The following is a 20,310-nucleotide window of genomic DNA, read 5'->3' on the forward strand; positions in this document are numbered from 1 at the left end:
ATACAATCAGGAGCTTCGTTCCGGGTCAATCTGGCAAAAGGCTGGAATTTGTAGGGAATTTGGCATCCGTGTCAGGCGTGATGACCCAAGATGCCGCACACTAGGAGCGTTGCCGCTTATGTCATGGACCGGACGTATTGGGAGGCAAGCAAGCATATAAACCAGACAATGGTGCCGAAACAGGCTATATTTCCCGGCTTGCGAGCGAGCCTGTTCGGTCGCCCCGAAGGCAGTTACCGGACCGACAAGGGCCTCGCGCCGATCCTAGTATCAGGCATTCCCGCGGAGCGTCCCCTCGGAGCGCGCATCCATCCCCCTGCGGTATCACCACCCGACCGACGGGCCGGAAAGCCGCAATTGCACGCACCTTCGACCAGTCCGCTGGACAACAAGTTACTTGCGTCGTTGCCGCGCAGGGATTTCGACGTGCTCGCCGGGCATTTGACCCAGGTGTCGATACCGCAGGGTGAAGTCGTCCACGAGGCCGGCGCCGAGGTGGACCAGGTTTACTTCCCGCACAACGGCATGTTCTCGTTGCTCGCCGTGATGCGTGACGGCAAGGCCATCGAAACCGCGACCGTGGGCCGCGAGGGCGTGGTTGGTGCGATGGCGGGGCTCGGTCTGTACAAGTCGCTGGTTCGCGCCACGGCCCAATTGCCGGCGTTCGCAAGCAGGATCCCCTCAACGTCGTTCCGGCGCGCGGTTGCGGCAAGTGCTGCGCTTCGCGACGTCTGCATACGCTACAACGAGGTGATGCTGACGCAGGCGCGCGTCACCGCCGCATGCAATGCGCTGCACCCGATCGAGGAACGTTTTTGCCGGTGGCTCCTGCAATCGGCCGACCGCGCAGCAGGCGATACCCTGACATTGACGCACGAGTTGCTGGCGGAGATGCTCGGCGTGCGCCGAACGTCGGTCACGGAGGTCGCCCGCAAGATCCAGGACAAGGGCGTCATCGCCTATACCCGGGGCGTCATCACGATCCTCGATCGGCCCGCGCTCGAGCGGCTGTCCTGCGAGTGCTACAAGACGCTGGTCGAGCAGGAAGCAACGCTCACCTAGCTTGGCGATTTGAGGCCGGGCGACGTCAGCCATTCGTTGATGTGAGCGGCGGTCTCGAGCTGCCTGATCTTCTTCAGCAGCGCATCCTTCTCGGGACTGTGCTGGAGGGCGGCAGCCCGTGCTTCCAGGCGCGCCCTTTCGGCGGCTATCTGGCTTTCGAACGAATGCGGTCTGGATCGCTTCCGCTGCATGATAATCGGACACTACGCGCCTGAGCCCCGGATCATAGCGAATGACCTATGGGTTCGTCAGTTCGGTGGCCGACACAATCCGGCTGGTCGCAGTGGCTTCGTAGGGTGGGTTAGTTAGCGACAGCGTAACCCACCTCTTTTTTCGTTCCTCGGAGGAATGGTGGGTTACGCTGTCTAACCCACCCTACGAATTCCCGCAGCGCTTGGCATCACCGCGCCCCTCACATACGTTTCCCCTCAGCCCGCACCATCAACATAAGACGGGCATCGAGGACACACCATGGAATCAATCCGCGTCTGCACGCACGCCGGGCCGGGCACTGACCCCGTCATTCGCACCGTGCCGTGGCCCAAGGTCGGCAGCAAGGCTGCCCTGATCAAGATCGGCGCGTGCGGCGTCTGCGGCACCGATCTGCATATCCTGAAAGGTCATTGGCCGAAACCGCTGCCCTGGCCGTTCACGCTCGGGCACGAGCTCGGCGGTGTCATCGTCGAATGCGGCGACGCGTTCACCGAAGACTTCATGAGCAAGCCGCTTCACGTCGGATCGAAGGTGATGATTCCGCCGCTGATGCCGTGTGGGCGCTGCTATTACTGCATCCATTATCCGCAGACTGCCAACAAGTGCCTGACGCCGGTCTATTACGGCCGCTATCTCGGCTTCGACAAGGCGCCGCATATGTGGGGCGGCTGGGCCGAATATGTCTATGTCGATCTCGACATGCTGCCGGGCACCAAGATCTACAAGCTGCCCGACGACATGTCGCTGCGGCTCGGCGCGCTGTCGGAGCCGCTGACCTCGTGCATTCGCGCCTTCAACCGCGCGAGCCGCGCTGGCGGCTTCAGTTGGGGCGACGCGGTGGTGATCCAGGGCTCCGGCCCGATCGGCATTCTGGCGGTCGCCGCTGCAAAGGAGATGGGAGCAGGGCGCGTGATCTGCGTCGGCGCGCCGGAGGAGCCGCGCCTCAAGCTCGCCCGCGCGTTCGGCGCCGAAGCCACCGTGAACATCGAGGAGCTCACATCGCCGCAAGACCGCATCGCACGCGTCCGCGAGATCGTAGGCCATTTTGGCGCCGACCTGGTGATGGATTGTTCGGGCCACCCCTCAGCCGGCCCCGAAGGCATCGAGATGCTGCGTGACGGCGGCACCTATGTCGAGATGGGCCAGTTCACTGATGCCGGCTCGATCGAGACGTCATGGCATCGCATCTGCACCAAGGACCTCAATTTGCTCGGCTCCTGGGGCTTTACCGCGAATGATCTGCCGCTCGGCGTCGACATGCTTTACCGAACGCGCAACAAATATCCTTGGCTGAAGATGCAGACGATCTATCCGTTCACGGAGGCCGGCGTCGCACAGGCGGTGAAGGATGCCGTCGCGATGAAGACGGTGAAGTCGACGATCGTGCCGTGGCCGGAGCTGGTGGAGTGACAGGACGAAGGCAGGCATGGCGCCGTCCGCCTTAAAAGTTCCATCAATAATCCCCGAGATACCCGCACGAAGGTGAAACTTAGGCCGGGGTTCCCGCTTTCACTGTGCGGGAGAACAGTTGTGAAGCGCATCCTGAAACCCGTCACCTACATCCTGGCTGCCATCTACTTCCTGGTCGATGCGGTGTTCATGGCCGTGGCGATGCCAATCTCCCATTGGCTTGCGCGGCATTTCGAATTCAAGTGGTTGCGCGCCTGGATCAAATCGCTGCCGCCTTACCCTTCGCTGGCGCTGTTCTCCGTGCCCGTGATCATTCTGGAGCCGATCAAGCCGGTGGCCGCATACCTCGTCGCGACCGGTCAGTTCCTGAGCGGTGTGGCGGCGTTTGTCGGCTGCGAGCTGCTCAAGCTGGTGCTGGTCGAACGCCTGTTCCATCTCACGCGTGACAAGCTGATGCGGATTCCGGCGTTCGCGTGGGGTTACGGGAAGTTCACCGAGATGAGGGCGTGGCTGGAGGCAACCGAAGCCTGGCGCGCCATCCGCGCCCTGAGCCGCGCGGCGAAAGACTATGTTGCGCGGACGAGAGCAAGGCTGGCTGGGGGTGTCAGCAAGCTCGTGACCTCCAGGGATTAGAACCGCAGGGACTAGAACCGCGCCTTTATGCCAGCTTGCGCGCCGCAGCTGTGGCCTTGTCGCCGGTGTTCGGCGTGCCCGTCGGCTCGATCAGCAGGAGATGAACCTCCTCGCGTGCCACAGGCCGATGCTCGAACCCTTTGGGCACGACATAGAGTTCGCCCGGTCCGAGCGTCACGGTGCGGTCGCGCAACTCGATGTCCAGAATGCCCTTCAGCACCAGGAAGAAATCGTCGGTGTCCTCGTGCTTGTGCCAGGTGAATTCACCCATCACCTTCACCACCATCACGTCGCAATCGTTGAAGGTCGTGATCGTGCGCGGCGACCAATGGTCGTGGAAAGTCGACAGCTTGTCGGCCAACGATATCTTGTCGCTCATGTTCATCCCCGTCGCTTGATCCGGTCGAGAAACGATTTGGGATCGAGCCGCTGGACCGGCAAGGGTTGGCTGGCAAGGGTTTGGGACTGGCAAGTGTTGGAGAGCGTCATATCTCGCTCGCCTTCACCACCGTCGCCCCCACCACTTTCGTGCCTTCCAGCTCCCGCACGATGCGCTCATTCGGTCCGACGATCCCGAGATCGAATTCGCGATCCGGCGTGACGAGGATCATGCGCTGGCCGACGGTCACGACCACCGTCATGTCGTTGCGCTCGCCTTCCTCGGCCCAGGCGCGGATCTCGGTGGCGTAGGGCTCCTTGCGCCAGGCATTGGGAAAGCCAGGGTCGCATCGGATCTCGAGGCCATCCTCCGAGGTGGTCAGGACAAGCTTTGACCGGCTCGGCTTCCATCGTTGGTCGAGAAGATCGTTCACGAGCCAAAGGCAGCTAAAACTCGCGCATTCATCCGGTCGCCCGGCATAGATCGCGCAGCCGTGACCGGGGCTGCAATGCGGGCACCACAAACTTGCCGGCTTTGCCAGTGTCTCGATGGCCATCACCTTGCAGCAGAGCGTGCAGTCGCCACACTGGCGTTCGACGGATGAGGTCACGCGGTCGATCCTGGATTGGCAGGTCTCGTCAAGGTTAAGGGAGATGGCCGTAAAAATCCCCTGTAACCTGCCGCTCAAAGCGCGTCTTTCTGCGTAGCCATGCATCATAGGCATGGTGATTTGCGAGCGCCTGGCGTAAAGAGCCCCGAAATCCAAATCGCCAGCATGCGGCCGGGCCAACGGCCGCACATGTAAGCTTCAGGTCTTGCGGCAGAACGTTCCGCGCCTGGACCAACCAAGGTTTTTCAATCTCGTGTCCTTTCCGACCACAAGTCAGCCGCTCGCCCGTGCCTTGGCCGAGCGCAATTACGATTCACCGACCCCGGTTCAGCTCGCCGTCCTCGGCGAGGATGCCGTCGACCGCGACCTGCTTGTTTCGGCCCAGACCGGCTCGGGCAAGACCGTCGCTTACGGGTTGGCCATGGCCAAGGACCTGCTCGATGGTGCCGAGCGGTTCGAGCAGGCCGCAGCCCCTCTGGCCCTGATCGTCGCGCCGACCCGCGAGCTCGCCTTGCAGGTCCAACGCGAGCTCACATGGCTCTATGAGCATGCCCGAGCGCGCGTCGTCTCCTGTGTTGGCGGCATGGACCCGCGCCGCGAGCAGCGCGAGCTTGCCGCGGGTGCCCACATCGTCGTCGGCACGCCCGGCCGTTTGTGCGACCATCTGCGGCGCGGCCGTCTCGACATCTCGGAATTGAAGGTCGTCGTCCTCGACGAGGCCGACGAGATGCTCAATCTCGGCTTTCGCGAGGACATGGAGTTCATCCTCAAGACCACGCCGGATACGCGCCGCACCTTGTTGTTCTCGGCGACATTTCCGCGCGGTATCGTGGCGCTGGCCAAGCAGTATCAGCAACAGGCGTTTCGGATCGAGGTCGCGGGCGACGAGGGCGGTCACGCCGATATCGAATATCGCGCCATCCGGGTTGCTCCCGGTGATGTCGAGCATGCGGTCGTCAACGTGCTGCGCTTCTACGAGTCGCCGAGCGCGCTGGTATTCTGCAACACCCGCGATGCCGTCAGGCATTTGCAGGCAGCGTTGCTGGAGCGTGGTTTCTCCGTGGTCGCTCTCTCCGGCGAATTGACCCAGAACGAGCGCACCACGGCGCTCCAGTCGTTGCGGGACGGACGGTCCCGTGTCTGCGTGGCGACCGACGTCGCCGCCCGTGGCATCGACCTGCCGAGCCTCGACCTCGTCATTCACGCCGATCTGCCGAACGATCCGGAGGTCATGCAGCACCGCTCCGGCCGCACCGGGCGTGCGGGCCGAAAGGGGACGAGCGTCCTGCTGGTGCCGCCCGTGCGACGACGGCGCGCGGAGGTGCTGCTGAATGTGTCCGGTATCGACGCGGTCTGGGGCACGGCACCCCAGGCGGAGGAAATTCGCAAGCTCGATCATGAGCGCATGAAGGACGTGCTGTTTACCGAGGAAACGACCGGCGACGATCTGGTGCTGGCGCAGGCGTTGCTGGCCGAGCGGTCGGCCGAGGATATCGCCGCGGCGCTGGCGCGGCTTTACCGCGCGCGACTGCCGTCGCCCGAAGACATCCTCGATCCCGGCGAGCGGAGCAGCCGGCCGCGTGATGATCGCGGCCGGGACGATCGCACGCCGCGCGACGATCGGTCCGAGAGGCCTCGTCCCAAATCGGGGAAATCGTCGCCGAAGCACGGCATGGGGGAGCCCACCGTCTGGTTCCGGGCCGCCATCGGACGAAAAAAGAACGCGGAAGCGCGCTGGCTGCTGCCGATGATCTGCCGCCGCGGCGGCATCGACAAGCACGACATCGGCGCGATCAAGGTCATGGACACCACCACCGAGTTCGAGATTTCCGAGCGCGTCGCGGAATCCTTCGCCGCCAAGGTCAAGCGCCCGGACAAGGAAGACAGCATCCGCATCGAGGCGATGACGGGTGCGCCGCAAGCACAAGGGCAGGCGCCGGCAGAGAAGCGCGCACGCGCTCCGCAGCGCGATGAAGGTGACGACGATCATGCTGTTCGCCGCCGCGACAATCCCTGGAAGACGAACGAGCCGAAGCAGCACGACAGACCGCGGGGAAAGCCGGAGGGCAAGCACCAGGGCAAACCACACGCCAAGCCTCACGTTAAGTCTCACGAAGACGGGAAATTCGGCAAGCCGGCGTTCGGGAAGAAGAACAAGAAATTCGGAGACAAATCCGGTGACGCCAAATATGCGCCGTCGGTCACCGAATGGCCGGGTGCGTCCGGCAAGAAGGGTAAGAAGAAGCACCGCGGTTGAACTGCCACCCGCCAGGGCAGACAGCAATGATGCCGCCGGATTGCACCGGCGACATCATCTGAAAAATCAGCTGTGAGCTCAGCGGCCGCCGCCACCTCCGCCACCTCCGCCACCACCACCTCCGCCGCCACCGCCGGCGTCCCGCATCGCCGAATTGTAGCGGGGATCGGTCTGCTTCATGTAGGTGGGCGACGTGTCGATGCGAATGACGGGGTGTCGTCCGCTCTGCTGCGGCCCTTCGATCCCGCAGCCTTCGAAGAAGGCGACGTCGCAACCATAGCTGCGGAACTGCAACGCGTTGGCACGGGTTGCGGTGAACGCGGTCGTCGCAACGAATGCAATCAAAGCCACTCTAGGCAATGTGAGTTTCATGGGAATTCTCCAGCCTCGGTTCGGCGAGACCGGAACGGCTCGCACAGTCCTTCGACGGGGGCTGATCCAAACCGGTTCGAGGCTTGGCTTCACGCCCGCGTGAGGGACGGGCGGCTACTTGGCGAGGTCGCGCAGCATATAGGTGGCGCCCGCGCCATAGGGTGCGAGCTTGGCGTGCGGCGCCGCATCCGCTGTGACGGGCCGGAAGCCAAGCCGCTCCCACAACGCGCGCGTTTCGTAGACGGAGACCAGTGCAAGCATAGCGATGCCTGACGATCGCGCCAGCCCTTCGATCGTGGCGACATAAGCGCGCGCCACGCCGCCGCGATGGTCGGGCAGCACGGCGACGTCGTGCACGTAGAGGCAGTCCGCCGCGTTGGGCAATTGGTCGAGAAAGTCGTCGAGCGGCGGGATATGGTGTTGCATCCAGGGATGCGCGAGGCCATAGCCTGCGACATCTGCGCTTGCGGCGAGCACGCGGCAGCCGTCCGGATAAAGCCGCATCTTCTCTGCAAACACTTCGGGGCGCTCGGGAAGATCGGGATGAATCCGCGCCGCGATCGTGCTGATCGCGAGCAGGTCTCCGGCGTGCGCGCGGCGCCAATGCGGCTTGCTCATCTTGAGTGTTCCGTTTCAACCAAAGCAATTTATTCCGTCGTGCTGGCGCGCGCAGCCAAAATATCTTTGCTCGCGTTCGAGGGAATAGTGCGCGCGGTGCGGCGTCCTACCCATGCAAGCCAGATTTGCAGAACCAAATTTGCAAGCCAATTGCATGACAGGAGACACCATGACGACATCCTCGATCCGCCTCGCGCTCACGCTCGTTGCGTCCCTTGCGATCACCTCCGCAGCGTTCGCGGCACCGCCGACCAAGACCGGCAAGACCGACAAGGGCAACGTGCTCACCGACGCCAAGGGCATGTCGCTCTACACCTTCGACAAGGACATGGACGGCAAGTCGGCCTGCAACGGACCTTGTGCGACAAACTGGCCGGCGCTGAAGGCCGAGGCCAGCGACGCCGCCGGCGACGGCTACTCCATCGTCAGCCGCGACGACGGCTCCAAGCAGTGGGCCCACAAGGGCAAGCCGCTCTACACCTTCGCCAAGGACATCAAGCCAGGTGACATCACTGGCGACGGATTCCTGAACGGCGCCTGGCATCTGGCGATGCCGTAAGCTCAATGGGTGAGGCTGCCTAACGCAGCCCCTCATACACCATGAGCCCACGGGCGACCTGCAATTTGCGGATCGCGCGCGGCAATAGTTTCTCCGGCTGGTGCAGATAGCGCCACGAGGTGACGGTGAACGGGCCGAGTGCCCCGCATTCGTCGTCGAACGGCGCGAGCACGCCGGTCACGCTCACCGGCGTATGCGGGCGGGCGTTGAAGGGCAGCAGCAAAAGCTCGAGATGGGCCTTGCTGCCGTCCTCGCGGAGCGCAGTGAGGCCGGCGATCGCGCCGAGCGTCTCGTCGGCGACGACGGTTGCGATCTCTTCGATCTCGCCGCGGCTCGCCTCGGTGAACAGCACAGCAAAGCTTTGGTCCTTGAGGTCGAGGCCGGCGAGCGCGCAGACGCGGGTGCCGGCGACGCGGAACGGAAAGCCGGTTTTCGGCTCGCAGGACAGGACGAAGATGTCGCCGAGCAGCTCGCGAACGGCGGCCGGGTCGACGTCGGACCTGTCAGGTGCCCGCGCAGTGCCGCGCTTCTTGTCCCAATACACGAAGAACGCGCGGCTCGACGGATGTTTCATGACTGAACGCTCACCCCGGGGCAGCACCATGTGGGACAAAGCTGTCCCGCTTCAGTGCACCTGAGATCCCTGTGTTGTTGTGCAGGAGGGGAATTGCAGCGTCCATGCCGCGCAGGCCTTTTCGACCCAGTCGGGGCTGGCTTTGCGTCGTTAACGTTAAATTAACTATGCGCTTTGCGTACGTCCCGCGGCTGCTATGGTGATCGCGGTCGCAAGCCTCGCCGCTTTCTTCCAGGTTCTCAGCGAGGCCTGTACACGGGCGTCAAACAGTTTGGTCACTGGTCGCGGGGAGGGGTGGGGATACTCCTTGTTCCTCCGCAGCATGATCCGGAAAAGTGCGTCGCGGTTTTCCGGCAAGATCATGCTCAAATAACAGCCTAATGCGCGGCAACGCGCTTTAGCGGCCGGCAAGATCGACACGGACAGGCAGGGCTTTCCCAGGGCCCTGCCTTTTCCTTTTGTGCACTTGCGCAAGGCCCGTAAAGGCGACTATCTCCAAAGCCTGTTGCTTCGATCGCGCCTGAAAGCGAAACCGCCTTGGATTCCCCGCCACAACCACCGTCAGATCAACCGGTCGTCGAACCGGCCCCGCGCGAGCCGATGCTGACGCTGCCGCTGCCGCTGACTGCCTATGTTGTCCTGCTCGCGCTGATCCATCTGCGGGTGCTGCTGCCGCCGGAGCTGGAGAACTGGACCATCGACGTCTTCGGCTTCATCCCGAAGCGCTACGATTCCTCGCTGGTCAATTTGCCGTTCGACGGCGGCAGCGGTGCCAAGGTCTGGACCTTCGTCACCTATTCGCTGCTGCATGCCAATCTCACCCATCTTGCCTTCAACGTGCTGTGGCTGCTGCCGTTCGGCAGTGCGCTGGCGCGGCGTTTCGGAGCAGTGCGCTTCTTCGTGTTCCTAGCGGTGACGGCCGCCGCCGGGGCGCTCGCCCATCTCGTCACCCACGAGCACGCGGTGGTGCCGATGATCGGCGCCTCGGCCTCGGTGTCGGGCGCCATGGCGGCGGCGATCCGGTTCGCCTTCGTGCGCGGCAGCTTTCTGTCGTTCAACCGTTCGGATGCCGATACCGCCGCCAAGGTTCCGGCGCTGCCGCTGTTGCAGGCGCTGCGCGACCGGCGGATCGTCGGCTTCCTGGCGGTGTGGTTCGCCCTCAACATCATCTTCGGCGTCGGCGCGATCGGCGTCGAGGGCGAAAGTGCGGGCGTGGCCTGGGAGGCGCATATCGGCGGCTTCTTCGCAGGACTGTTGCTGTTCGCGCTGTTCGATCCCGTGCCGCGTGTGCGAAGCGATGCTGCGGATGCGTCATCACAGGACATTACAGACGGTATTTGAAGCGGCGCTTGCGGCGCGGCCTGAATTCATCCATCATTCTCGTGAAGAATGTTCCGAAGCGACAAGCCCGTAGAAGTGATGCTTCGCAAAGCGCCTGAGCGTGAAACCGGCGCCGAAACTGTTAGTTGAAGACTCGCGAACAAGTCCGGACCGCGCAAAGCGGACGGATCCGATTCAGGGAGGCGACAATGACGGTACGTTCGATTCTCAACACCAAGGGCCACCAGATCATGAGCGTCGCGCCCGACGCGAAGCTCGCGGCTGCGGTGAAGTTGCTGGCCGAGAAGAAGATCGGCGCGGTGCTGGTCATGGACCAGAGCCGGCTCGAGGGCATCCTGTCCGAGCGCGACATCGTGCGCGTGCTCGGTGAGCGCGGCGCCGGCGTGCTGGAGGAGGCCGTCTCGAGCGTCATGACCCGCAAGGTCGTGACCTGCAAGGAGACCGACACGGTCGCCGAACTGATGGAGATGATGACCACCGGTAAGTTCCGGCACCTGCCGGTCCTCGACAACGGCAAGGTGGTCGGGCTGATCTCGATCGGCGACATCGTCAAGCGCCGCGTGCAGGAATACGAATCCGAGCAGGAGGCCCTGCGCGACTACATCAAGACCGCCTGAGCAAGCCTGTTACGTCCCTTCTTACTCGCTGAGCTTATTCGACCGCTTTCGGCGGAGCCCCTTCGGGCGCCGCCGCCAGCACGTCGATGGTCTCCTGGATCGACTCCAGTGCGCGTTCGGCAGCGCGCGCACCATGCGTAATCAGCTCCTCGGCACGATGGAAATCGAACCAGCCGAACTGGCCGAGGCGCGGCGTGATCAGCAGGTCGGGCGGATCGCCGGCGAGCCGCGCGCGGGTGATGCGGTCCTGCATGATGTTGAAGGCATCCACCATCACCGAGGAGATGCCGGGACGACCGGCGGTGCCGAAGAACTCGCGCTTGACGGTTTTCTCCGGCGAGAAGAAGCGCGGAAACCGCCGCTTGGCCGGGGTCTCCGTTGTCACAGGGGCGGCCTGTGAGGGCATCGCGCCGTGCTGATAGATCGTCGTCGAATGGGTGAAGATGTCGCTGGACAGATTGACGGCGATGACGATCTCGGCGCCGAGCGCGCGGGCCGCCGAAACCGGCACCGGGTTCACCAGCGCGCCGTCGACCAGCCAGCGGTCGCCGACCATCACCGGTGAGAAGATGCCGGGCAGGGCATAAGAGGCGCGCATCGCCTCGATCAGGCGTCCGCGCGTCAGCCAGATCTCGTGGCCGGTGCGGACCTCGGTCGCGACCGAGGCGTATTTCATCGGCAGGTCCTCGATCAGGGTCTGGCCGATCGACGCTTCGAGCCGGGTTGCGAGCTTCTCGCCGCCGATCAGGCCCGAGCCGTCGAGGCGGATGTCGAGATAGCCGAGAATGTTGCGCACGCCCTGCAGGCTGCGCGCCCAGTCTTCCAGCGCGTCGAGCCGGTCGGCCGCATAGGCGCCGCCGACCGCCGCCCCAATCGAGGTGCCGACCACGACGTCGGGCACGATGCCGTTGGCCAGCAGCGTCCTCAAAATACCGATATGGGCAAAGCCGCGCGCAGCGCCGCCGCCGAGGGCAAGGCCAATGACCGGCTTGCGAATGCTGCCGAGCCCGACTTTCTCGCCATTGGAGCCATTCACGCTCCGACCTCTCAACAGATCCAGCACCGAAACTCTCCTACCCCGGGGCCAGCCGCATCACCAGACTAGGCACCGCAATTCCGCTTCGCCAGAACGAGCGCGAAGCATGGTTTACACCGTTCGGGAAGCAGGGGGCGGGAGTGTGGCGAGGGCCCGTTGGTGCAGGACCAATCACGCAGGCGTCATTTCGGTTCCACAAGGCCGTATTTCATGGGATTTCAGAGGCTTGAATTTGCCGCGTTTTCGGTGAAAAGCAGAGGCATGACTCTCGGGGGTGACGGCATCATCGGATGGCGGCGCGGCGGCTGGCTGCTGCCGGCGCTCGTCTTTGCTGCGTGCCTCGTTGGATTTGGCCAAAATGCTGCGCGGGCGCAGCTTTTCTCTGATCGCCCACCGCCGGTGCCCCCGGCTTCGGTGCCCGACCCCGGTGGCGCCGTCAGTCTGGCGCCCCCCTCCGGCCCCGGGGCTGCGCTTCCGAGCCTGCCGCCGACTCTGACGCAGCCGAACACGCCCAGCATGCCGCCGCCTGCGGTGACGACCGTTCCGTCGGCGCCGCCCCTCAGCGCCGCTGCGCCCGGGCAGGCGGTGCTGTCGCTGACCGCGAAGTACGGTAAGGACACACCTGCGATCACCAGCGGCCTGGTCTGGCGGGTGTTTGCCGACCGGCCCGACGAGAACGGCACCTTCAAGCTGATCCGCGAGGACCGCAACGCCACGCCCAATATCGTGCTCCCACCGGGCAATTACGTCGTGCACGTTGCTTTTGGATTGGTCAGCGCGGTGCGCACCGTGAGCCTGAAGGCCGAGACCGACCGCGAATCCTTCGTGCTGCCCGCCGGCGGCCTGCGGATCGAGGGGCGCGTCGGCACCAGCCGCATTCCGCAGAACCAGATCTCTTTTGCGATCTACAAGGGTAGCCAGTTCGAAACCGGCGAACGCGCCTCGCTGGTGCCGAACGTCGCGGCCGGCGACGTCGTGCTGCTGCCGGAGGGCACCTACTACATCATCTCGAACTACGGCGACGCCAATTCGGTGGTGCGCTCGGACATCCGCGTCCAGGCCGGCAAGCTCACCGACGTCACCATCACCCACCGCGCCGCCGTCATCACGCTGAAACTGGTCAGCGACAAGGGCGGCGAGGCGCTCGCCAACACCGCCTGGTCGGTGCTGACGCCGGGCGGCGACGTCATCAAGGAATCGATCGGCGCCTTCCCGCGCGTCGTGCTGTCCGAAGGCGAGTACCGCGCCATCGCCAAGAACGAAGGCAAGGTCTACGAGCGCGGCTTCAACGTCGTCAACGGTGTCGACGGCGAGGTCGAAGTCGTCGCGCGCTGATCCTTACTTTCGATACCGCAACGCCTCCACCAGCACGGCAAACGCCGGCGTCGGCTGCCGCCGGCTCGGATAATAGAGGTGATAGCCGGCAAACGGCGCGCACCAATCGGCGAGCACGCGAATCAGCCGGCCGTCGGCGATCCCGCGCTTGACGAGATCTTCCGGGATATAGGCAACGCCGAGGCCGGCCAGCACGGCATTCATCCGCAGCAGGCCGGTGTTGAACACGAGTTGCCCGTCGACGCGCACCTTCATGGCCCGGCCGCGCTTCTCGAACTCCCAGGCATAGATCCCGCCATAGGTCGGCAGGCGGAGGTTGATGCAATTGTGCCCGGTCAGGTCCTGCGGCTGCTTCGGCTTGCCGCGCGCGGCGAAATAAGCGGGCGAAGCGACCACGGCCATCCGCATCTCCGGCCCGATCCGCACCGCGATCATGTCCTTGGCGACCTGCTCGCCGAGGCGCACGCCGGCGTCGTAGCGTTCAGTCACGATGTCGGTAAGGCCATAGTCGACGACGAGCTCGACCTTGATGTCGGGATAGCGCGGCAACAGCTTTGCGAGCACCGGCCACAGCACCGTCTGCGCGGCATGTTCGCCGGCAGTGATGCGGACGGTGCCGGCCGGCGTGGCGCGCAGCTCCGTCAGTGCCGACAATTCCGCATCGATCTCGTCGAAGCGCGGTCCGACATTGCGCAAGAGGCGCTCGCCGGCTTCGGTCGGCGCGACACTGCGGGTGGTGCGGGTGAGGAGGCGCAGGCCCAACCGCTCCTCGAGCGCGCGCACGGTATGGCTCAACGCCGATTGCGACACGCCGAGCTGCGCGGCAGCACGGGTAAAGCTGCGTTCGCGCGCGACGGCGAGAAAGGCGAGCAGGTCGTTGATGTTGGCGCGGGCCATTGATGAATCCAGGTCAAGAGTACATGCCGATTTTATCACCTAATCGCGAGCGCGCGTCCGGCCTAGATTCGGAACGAGTTTGATCTTCAAGGAGAGATGCGATGCAAACGCGCAAACTAGGCAAAGGCGGCCTCGAGGTCTCGGCCCTCGGCCTTGGCTGCATGGGGCTGAGCTTCGGCTATGGTCCTGCCACCGGGACGTCGCAGGCGATCGCCCTGATCAGGACCGCGTTCGAGCGCGGCGTGACCTTCTTCGACACCGCGGAAGCCTATGGACCCTTCGTCAACGAGGAGCTTCTGGGCGAGGCGCTGCTGCCGTTCCGCGACAAAGTGGTGATCGCCACCAAGTTCGGCTTCAAGGGCGGCAAGGTCGAAGAAGGGCTCGACAGCACTCCCGCCAACGTCAAGGCGGTGGCGGAGGCCGCCTTGAGGCGGCTGAAGACCGACCGCATCGACCTGTTCTATCAGCACCGCGTCGATCCCGCGGTGCCGATCGAGGACACCGCCGGAGCGGTCAAGGAGTTGATCCGCGAGGGTAAGGTGCTGCATTTCGGCCTGTCGGAGGCGGGCGCCTCAAGCATCCGCCGCGCCCATGCGGTGCAGCCCGTCGCCGCATTGCAAAGCGAATATTCGCTGTGGTGGCGCGAGCCGGAGCAGGAAATCCTGCCGACGCTGGAGGAGCTCGGCATCGGCTTCGTTCCCTTCAGCCCGCTCGGCAAGGGCTTTCTGACCGGCGCGATCAACGAGAGCACGACGTTCGACAGCAGCGATTTCCGCAACATCGTACCGCGCTTCTCATCCAGCGCACGCAAAGCCAATCAGGCGCTGGTCGATCTGCTCGGCGAGATCGCTGCGGTGCGGAAGGTGACGCCGGCGCAGATCGCGCTGGCCTGGCTGCTCGCGCAGAAGCCGTGGATCGTGCCTATCCCCGGCACCACCAAGCTGCACCGGCTCGAGGAAAATCTCGGCGCGGCTGCGGTAATGCTGTCGCATGCCGATCTCGCGGCCATTGCAGAGGTGCTGGCCAAGGTGGCGGTGCAAGGCGACCGCTATCCTGCGCATCTTCAGGCACGAGTCGGCCGCTGACATTCGTTGTGAATGTCCGGTGAGTGTTCGCTTACCGGACATTTCCATCTTTGGTTTCGATTTGAATATCGCTGTCAACGCTACCAAGCGGCGCCGCGAAAGGTGGACAAAACACCGGCGGCATCGGCTTATTCCAGGCGCGTCGTGAGTTCGTCATAACCGGTGCAAGATACGTATTTCCGATAATCAATTTCATTCGCTTTCCATCCTGCTGGGTTATATGTCGGGCATCCGTCCAATGGGGGAGGCCGGCGCAGGCTTGGTGGCTTTGCGAGACCGGCAGGAGCAGGGGCCAAGCTCGTCGGTATGTTCGAAGTGATCCTCACCAGGCGCAAACGGTTCGGTTGGCGGTGGCAGGTCTGTGACCAGTCCGGCAAGATCTTTGCCGATGGTTTCGAGCGCACCCGGCCGTCCGCGAAATATCACGGCGAGCGCGCGCTGTTCTTCCTGTTGTCCCAGGCGCATCTGCGCAACCGCTTCGCGGCGTCGAGCGAGGACTAGCGGGCCTTTCACTTTGAGCCTGTAGCCCGGATGGAGCGCAGCGCAATCCGGGGCCGCTGCATCCGTATGGATGGAATCCCGGATTTCGCTGCGCACCATCCGGGCTGCGAGATCTTGCGTTGCCCGTCAGGCAAAACACACGATCGGCGGGTCAATCCTCGCCGCCAAAAATATTCCACTTTACCGAAATTCGGAAACGGCGTATGTGTCGCTCACTCCGGCCCAAGGAAGAGGGGCGTATCGCGATCGTCACGAACGCGGGCTGGATGGCGGTGGGCGTGGGTCACATCGGCGCGAAGGGTTTTGCAGGGCGGGCAACCGTGAGCGAAGCCGTCGCGCGCACGACCGGTGTGATCGGCGTACGGCAAAATCGTGTGGTCCTGGCGCCCGGAGCCTGTGCGCCAAGTCTTGTGGTGATGCGTGCCGTCCAACCGGACATGCGCATCAGTCATCCGCAAGGCGACGGGGGCAATAGTGCATCGCTCCCCGGGGAGAGCACGACATAAGCCGTCAAACCACTGCGCAGGGAAGGCCGGTTGTTTGGCTTCACCTGTATGCCGCTGTGCAGTTCTTCTATCTGCAACTTCGCACAGTGGACCGCGGGTGCCAGCCGGCATCCGGTCTTCCCTGCGCCCTCTTTCAATTGAGGGTGAGGCGACCAAGCAAAGCTCGGGCAAACAAGCCGCGAGAGGGCGAAGGTGTATCTGACGTATCAGAAATCGAATGTTGCCGCGAGCGCTTACCCGTCGCCGTCACCCCCGCGCAATGGCGAAGCCATTGTCGCTGGAGGTGCCGGAACGAAGCGGAGGCTTCGAAGGGCGACAGCCCGGCTGTATCCCGGCCGATTCATCCTTCGAGGCTCGGCTTGCGCGTCGGACGCATCGCATTTCAAACGCCTGTCATAGTCTCTAACGCCCACTAACCAACACCCGACTTAAAACTGTCATAATCGCCGAATGGAACCCGAAACTGCGCAGCTTTTACAAGCCATTAAGCGCGATTGCGTTGGATGCGCAGGGAAAGTGCGTTGGGGACCACGATGAGTGCCGCAAAGAGAGCGTCGGGAACGCCGGCCGCCGAAATGTTTGAAGACATCCCTGTACTTCAGCGCAAATGGCGTGCCGCGTTGAAGCCGGGTGAACGGCTGCCGCGCTATGAGGACGTGATGCTCGGCAGTCTCGGTCGGCTCGCCGACCACATCGCGTTGCTCAAGGGCGACGGCGCGCTCGAATTGTCGCGCAGCGGACGTTACGTGCAGAAATGGCTGGGCGAGGAGCGCTGGGACATTCCGGTCGCGGAGCTGTCGCCGGATTGTGCCACCGCGCTCTCGGAAGCGGTGGCGAATGCACTCAGAAACGGCCAGCCGCACCAGGCGAGCGCGCATTGCGTGCGCGACGGAATGGTCAGGACCTACGATCTGCTGGCGCTGCCGACCGCCTCGCGCTGGGGCGCAACCTTGGTCGGCGCTTACGTCAACGAGCGCGGCGCGCAGTACAATCTCCTCGACGCGATCTTCTCGGCGACCGACGACGCGGTCATCTCGCTGGCAACGCTGCGCGACGCGAATGGCACGCCGTTCGATCTCCAAATCGTGCATCACAACAAGAGCGCCGGGCTGCTGCTCAGGGTCGCGAGCGGAAGCCTGTTGTGGCGGCGGATCGGCGAGGGCAGCACGTTGCTGGCTTCGCCCGAGATCATGGAATTCCTGCTCAAGGCCGTCTGCGGCGGCCGCGGCGAGCAGCTCGAGATCGAGCATGACGGCCGCAATCTCCGGCTCAGCGCCACCGCCTTCGCCGACGTCATCTCGCTGACGATCTCCGATGTCACCGCCCTCAAGCGGCGCGACGCCTCGTTCCGCCTGCTGTTCGACAACAACCCGATGCCGATGTGGGTGTTCGACGCCGACACCAAGCAATTCCTCGGCGTCAACGACGCCGCGGTCCAGCATTACGGCTACGGCCGCGCCGCCTTCCTGCGCATGAAGCTGCACGAGATCTGGCCGCAGGACGAATGGGACAGCCACGCCGAGGCGCTCGAACGCGTCGGCGACACTTATCATTCCTCGCGCAACTGGCGGCATCTGCGCGCCGACGGCAGCGAGATCGAGGTGCTCACCTTCGGCCGCCGCGTCGCCTTCGACGGCCGCGACGGATATCTGGTCGCGGTGGTCGACATCACCGAGCGGCGCAAGGCCGAGGCGCGGATCGCCCACATGGCGCATCACGATGGGCTCACCGATCTGCCGAACCGCGAATATTTCCAGGATCGGCTGAAGCAGGCGCTGGATCAGGCCGGCGGCAAGCGCGTCGGTGTGCTCTATATCGACCTCGACCTGTTCAAGAACATCAACGATTCCTTCGGGCACCCTTCGGGAGATCGCCTGCTGAAGGAAGTTGCCGAGCGCCTCACCACGGCGGTGCGCGGTGCCAATCTCGCTGCACGCCTCGGTGGCGACGAGTTCGCCGTGATCCTCGCAGCCGACATCTCGCCGAACGAAGCCAGCGCCTGCGCGACGCTGCTGATCGACATGCTGAAGGCGCCCTACGACATCGACGGCCAGGAGATGGTGATCGGTGCCAGCATCGGCATTGCGCTGTCGCCGGGCGACGGCACGACCTCGGAGGAGCTGATGCGCAACGCCGACATGGCGCTGTACCGAGCCAAGTCCGACGGCGGCGGCATGCACCATTTCTTCGAGCGCGAGATGGACCTCCAGGCGCAGAAGCGCCGCGATATGGAAGTCGATTTGCGCCGCGCCTTTGCCAATGGCGAGTTCGAGCTGCACTACCAGCCGCTGGTGTCGATCGCCTCCGATCGCATCTCCGGCTTCGAGTCGCTATTGCGCTGGCGTCATCCCGACAAGGGCATGATCTCGCCGGCGGAGTTCATTCCGGTCGCCGAGGACATCGGCCTGATCACACAGCTCGGCGAATGGGTGTTACGCGAAGCCTGCTCCGAAGCGGTGAAATGGCCTGTTGACGTCAAGGTCGCGGTGAATCTGTCGCCGGCGCAATTCCGCAGCCGCAATTTGGTTCAGGTCGTGATCTCGGCCCTCGCGCAATCCGGCCTGTCGCCGAAGCGGCTCGAGCTGGAGATCACCGAATCGATCTTCCTCGCCGAGACCGACGCCAATCTCGCCACGCTGCATCAGCTGCGCGAGCTCGGTGTCAGCATCTCCATGGATGATTTCGGCACCGGCTATTCCAGCCTCAGCTATTTGCGCAGCTTCCCGTTCGACAAGATCAAGATCGATCGCTCCTTCGTCAAGGATCTGGCCGAGCGGCCCGATTGCGTCGCCATCGTGCGCGCGATCTCCGGGCTCGGCCGCAGCCTCAACATCACCACGACCGCGGAGGGCGTCGAGACCAAGGACCAGCTCGACTGGCTCCGCGCCGAGGGCTGCAACGAGGTGCAGGGCTTTTTCTTCAGCGCGGCGCGGCCTGCCGCCGAGATCGCAAAGCTGCTCGCCGATTTCGGGCAGCGCGCCTCATGGGCGGCGTAGCTCGGGGGGAAAGGTGTCGTAGACCAGTTCCTTGAACGCCGGCGTGATGCGGCCGCGCTCGTTCTGGGTTTGCTGCATCAGGACGTAGATCATGTCGAGCTTGGGATCGACGCCGAAATAGGTGCCGCTGCCACTGTCCCATTTCAATTCGCCGAGCGAACCGGGCGGCGGTGGTTTCGCATTGCCGGGGTCGGTGCGCACCGCGAGGCCATAGCCATAACCAAAGCCGTCACCGGGGAAATAGAAATAGTCGCGGTCGACGCCCGAGCCGGGCCCGATCTGGTCGGTCGTCATGTCCTTGAACGCGGCCGGGCTGAGATAGCGCTTGCCATCAAACTCGCCGCCATTGAGCAGCATTTGCGAGAAACGCTGATAGTCGGTGACGGTCGAGAGCAGGCCGCCGCCGCCGGATTGCCATTCCGGATGGGCGAGACGCTCGCGCTCGGCATCGAGCAGGATCTGGTCGCTCGGCAGCGGCCGCGCCATGCGCTCGAGTTCGTCGGGTGTCGACAGCACGAATTTGGTGCCGGTCATGCCGAGCGGATCGAGGATGCGCTGCTTCAATGCGTCATACAGCGTCTGCTTGGTGATGATTTCGATGACGCTGCCGAGCACGTCGGTGGAGTGACCGTAGCGCCACAACGTGCCCGGCTGGCGCGCCAGCGGCAGCTTGGCGATACGGTCGGCGAATTCCCTGTTATTGAAGGAGCCTTCGAAAATGTCGGCCGCCTTGTAGGCAAGCTCGACCCATTTGCCGCCGATATAGTCGTAGCTGATGCCAGAGGTGTGCCGCATCAGATCCCGGATCGTCACCGGGTGAATCGGCGGCACCAGGTCGAGCGCCAGCGAGCCGTCGGGCTTGGTGATCTCGAGCCCCACCTTGGTGCCGGCGAAGAGGGGGATGTATTTCGACACGGGATCGGTGAGCGCAAGCTTGCCCTCGTCGATCAGCATCATCGCGGCCAGGCTGGTGATCGGCTTGGTCATGGAATGGATGGCGAAGATCGTGTCCGGCGTCATCGACAGACGGGTCCTGACATCGCGCACGCCGAACAGCTTGAAATAGACCGGCTTGCCGTGCTGTTGGATCAGGACGATCGCTCCCGGCAAACGGCCGGTGGTGACCTCGTTTTCAAAAAACGAAGTGATGCGTTGCAGCTTGTCGGGCGCGGGCGCCGGGATGTCGGCGGCGCGGCTTCGCGCTATTCCGCCGGCCAGCATCGCAGCCCCGACCAGAAATTCACGACGCTTCATCCGGGCTTTCTCCCTCGCGGGAGGGATCAAAGCCGCAAGACGTTCGAGCCGTCAA

The 20,310-nt window shown here is 64.0% G+C and carries 22 protein-coding genes; 12 read left to right on the forward strand and 10 right to left on the reverse strand.

Going from position 1 to position 20,310, the window contains the following annotated elements:
- Nucleotides 1-168 precede the first annotated feature (168 nt).
- Nucleotides 169-1,062 (forward strand): Crp/Fnr family transcriptional regulator, encoded by an 894-nt coding sequence (locus tag JJE66_RS33380; protein WP_200520018.1) that lies wholly within the window; start codon nt 169-171, stop codon nt 1,060-1,062.
- Here JJE66_RS33380 and JJE66_RS33385 read toward each other — a convergent pair.
- Nucleotides 1,059-1,253 carry a hypothetical protein gene (locus JJE66_RS33385; protein ID WP_200520189.1) on the reverse strand — a complete coding sequence of 65 codons (195 nt, stop codon included), beginning with the start codon at nt 1,251-1,253 and terminating at the stop codon, nt 1,059-1,061. The two genes, JJE66_RS33380 and JJE66_RS33385, sit on opposite strands and share 4 nt — an antisense overlap.
- Nucleotides 1,254-1,533: 280 nt before the next feature.
- On the opposite strand from JJE66_RS33385, the gene JJE66_RS33390 reads away from it, so the two are divergent.
- Together JJE66_RS33390 and JJE66_RS33395 are read left to right on the forward strand one after the other, a co-directional pair.
- Complete coding sequence (locus JJE66_RS33390) at nt 1,534-2,685, forward strand: zinc-binding dehydrogenase (protein WP_200520019.1); 1,152 nt, start codon at nt 1,534-1,536, stop codon at nt 2,683-2,685.
- 120 nt (nt 2,686-2,805) lie between these two features.
- A complete protein-coding gene (locus JJE66_RS33395; RefSeq protein WP_200520020.1) occupies nt 2,806-3,318 on the forward strand; it encodes a hypothetical protein in 513 nt (170 codons plus the stop codon).
- Nucleotides 3,319-3,343: 25 nt separating this feature from the next.
- On the opposite strand, the gene JJE66_RS33400 is transcribed toward JJE66_RS33395, so the two are convergent.
- Both JJE66_RS33400 and JJE66_RS33405 read right to left on the reverse strand, forming a co-directional pair.
- Nucleotides 3,344-3,697 carry a cupin domain-containing protein gene (locus tag JJE66_RS33400; protein ID WP_200520021.1) on the reverse strand — a complete coding sequence of 118 codons (354 nt, stop codon included), beginning with the start codon at nt 3,695-3,697 and terminating at the stop codon, nt 3,344-3,346.
- Between the two features lie 106 nt (nt 3,698-3,803).
- On the reverse strand, nt 3,804-4,307 hold the full coding sequence (locus JJE66_RS33405) for a hypothetical protein (RefSeq protein WP_200520022.1): 504 nt from the start codon (nt 4,305-4,307) through the stop codon (nt 3,804-3,806).
- A gap of 253 nt (nt 4,308-4,560) precedes the next feature.
- Here JJE66_RS33405 and JJE66_RS33410 point away from each other — a divergent pair, with 253 nt between their 5' ends.
- Nucleotides 4,561-6,564, forward strand: coding sequence for a DEAD/DEAH box helicase (locus JJE66_RS33410; RefSeq protein ID WP_200520023.1), 2,004 nt, complete (start codon nt 4,561-4,563; stop codon nt 6,562-6,564).
- Between the two features lie 78 nt (nt 6,565-6,642).
- Here the strand turns inward: JJE66_RS33410 and JJE66_RS33415 are convergent, their stop codons facing one another.
- Together JJE66_RS33415 and JJE66_RS33420 are read right to left on the reverse strand one after the other, a co-directional pair.
- Nucleotides 6,643-6,936, reverse strand: a complete 294-nt coding sequence (locus tag JJE66_RS33415) for a hypothetical protein (protein ID WP_200520024.1) — start codon at nt 6,934-6,936, stop codon at nt 6,643-6,645.
- Nucleotides 6,937-7,050: 114 nt separating this feature from the next.
- Nucleotides 7,051-7,554 carry a GNAT family N-acetyltransferase gene (locus tag JJE66_RS33420; RefSeq protein ID WP_200520025.1) on the reverse strand — a complete coding sequence of 168 codons (504 nt, stop codon included), beginning with the start codon at nt 7,552-7,554 and terminating at the stop codon, nt 7,051-7,053.
- A gap of 169 nt (nt 7,555-7,723) precedes the next feature.
- Here JJE66_RS33420 and JJE66_RS33425 point away from each other — a divergent pair, with 169 nt between their 5' ends.
- Nucleotides 7,724-8,113, forward strand: a complete 390-nt coding sequence (locus JJE66_RS33425) for a hypothetical protein (RefSeq protein ID WP_200520026.1) — start codon at nt 7,724-7,726, stop codon at nt 8,111-8,113.
- A 19-nt stretch (nt 8,114-8,132) separates the two neighbouring features.
- Here the strand turns inward: JJE66_RS33425 and JJE66_RS33430 are convergent, their stop codons facing one another.
- On the reverse strand, nt 8,133-8,687 hold the full coding sequence (locus JJE66_RS33430; RefSeq protein WP_200520027.1) for a PAS domain-containing protein: 555 nt from the start codon (nt 8,685-8,687) through the stop codon (nt 8,133-8,135).
- A gap of 600 nt (nt 8,688-9,287) precedes the next feature.
- Here JJE66_RS33430 and JJE66_RS33435 point away from each other — a divergent pair.
- Both JJE66_RS33435 and JJE66_RS33440 read left to right on the forward strand, forming a co-directional pair.
- Entirely contained in the window at nt 9,288-10,028 is a 741-nt protein-coding gene (locus JJE66_RS33435) for a rhomboid family intramembrane serine protease (RefSeq protein WP_200520181.1), read from the forward strand.
- 188 nt (nt 10,029-10,216) lie between these two features.
- Nucleotides 10,217-10,645, forward strand: a complete 429-nt coding sequence (locus JJE66_RS33440; protein ID WP_200520028.1) for a CBS domain-containing protein — start codon at nt 10,217-10,219, stop codon at nt 10,643-10,645.
- 34 nt (nt 10,646-10,679) lie between these two features.
- Here the strand turns inward: JJE66_RS33440 and JJE66_RS33445 are convergent, their stop codons facing one another.
- Nucleotides 10,680-11,708 carry a patatin-like phospholipase family protein gene (locus JJE66_RS33445; protein ID WP_200520029.1) on the reverse strand — a complete coding sequence of 343 codons (1,029 nt, stop codon included), beginning with the start codon at nt 11,706-11,708 and terminating at the stop codon, nt 10,680-10,682.
- Nucleotides 11,709-11,942: 234 nt separating this feature from the next.
- On the opposite strand from JJE66_RS33445, the gene JJE66_RS33450 reads away from it, so the two are divergent.
- The gene (locus tag JJE66_RS33450) at nt 11,943-13,016 is read left to right on the forward strand and encodes a hypothetical protein (protein ID WP_200520030.1); all 1,074 of its coding nucleotides are present in this window, start codon (nt 11,943-11,945) and stop codon (nt 13,014-13,016) included.
- 3 nt (nt 13,017-13,019) lie between these two features.
- Here the strand turns inward: JJE66_RS33450 and JJE66_RS33455 are convergent, their stop codons facing one another.
- On the reverse strand, nt 13,020-13,913 hold the full coding sequence (locus JJE66_RS33455; RefSeq protein ID WP_200520031.1) for a LysR family transcriptional regulator: 894 nt from the start codon (nt 13,911-13,913) through the stop codon (nt 13,020-13,022).
- 101 nt (nt 13,914-14,014) lie between these two features.
- On the opposite strand from JJE66_RS33455, the gene JJE66_RS33460 reads away from it, so the two are divergent.
- Nucleotides 14,015-14,998 carry an aldo/keto reductase gene (locus tag JJE66_RS33460; protein ID WP_200520032.1) on the forward strand — a complete coding sequence of 328 codons (984 nt, stop codon included), beginning with the start codon at nt 14,015-14,017 and terminating at the stop codon, nt 14,996-14,998.
- Between the two features lie 31 nt (nt 14,999-15,029).
- Here the strand turns inward: JJE66_RS33460 and JJE66_RS33465 are convergent, their stop codons facing one another.
- A complete protein-coding gene (locus tag JJE66_RS33465; protein ID WP_200520033.1) occupies nt 15,030-15,194 on the reverse strand; it encodes a hypothetical protein in 165 nt (54 codons plus the stop codon).
- A gap of 110 nt (nt 15,195-15,304) precedes the next feature.
- Here JJE66_RS33465 and JJE66_RS33470 point away from each other — a divergent pair, with 110 nt between their 5' ends.
- The 3 genes from JJE66_RS33470 (at nt 15,305) to JJE66_RS33480 (ending at nt 19,001) form a co-directional block, all read left to right on the forward strand.
- Nucleotides 15,305-15,499, forward strand: a complete 195-nt coding sequence (locus JJE66_RS33470; RefSeq protein ID WP_200520034.1) for a hypothetical protein — start codon at nt 15,305-15,307, stop codon at nt 15,497-15,499.
- A 203-nt stretch (nt 15,500-15,702) separates the two neighbouring features.
- A complete protein-coding gene (locus JJE66_RS37780) occupies nt 15,703-16,005 on the forward strand; it encodes a hypothetical protein (RefSeq protein WP_246756747.1) in 303 nt (100 codons plus the stop codon).
- A 533-nt stretch (nt 16,006-16,538) separates the two neighbouring features.
- On the forward strand, nt 16,539-19,001 hold the full coding sequence (locus JJE66_RS33480; RefSeq protein WP_200520035.1) for a bifunctional diguanylate cyclase/phosphodiesterase: 2,463 nt from the start codon (nt 16,539-16,541) through the stop codon (nt 18,999-19,001).
- Here JJE66_RS33480 and JJE66_RS33485 read toward each other — a convergent pair.
- On the reverse strand, nt 18,987-20,255 hold the full coding sequence (locus tag JJE66_RS33485) for a serine hydrolase (protein WP_200520036.1): 1,269 nt from the start codon (nt 20,253-20,255) through the stop codon (nt 18,987-18,989). The genes JJE66_RS33480 and JJE66_RS33485 overlap by 15 nt on opposite strands.
- Nucleotides 20,256-20,310: the final 55 nt, after the last annotated feature.

This window comes from Bradyrhizobium diazoefficiens, from assembly GCF_016612535.1.
In the GTDB taxonomy this organism is placed as follows: domain Bacteria; phylum Pseudomonadota; class Alphaproteobacteria; order Rhizobiales; family Xanthobacteraceae; genus Bradyrhizobium; species Bradyrhizobium diazoefficiens_C.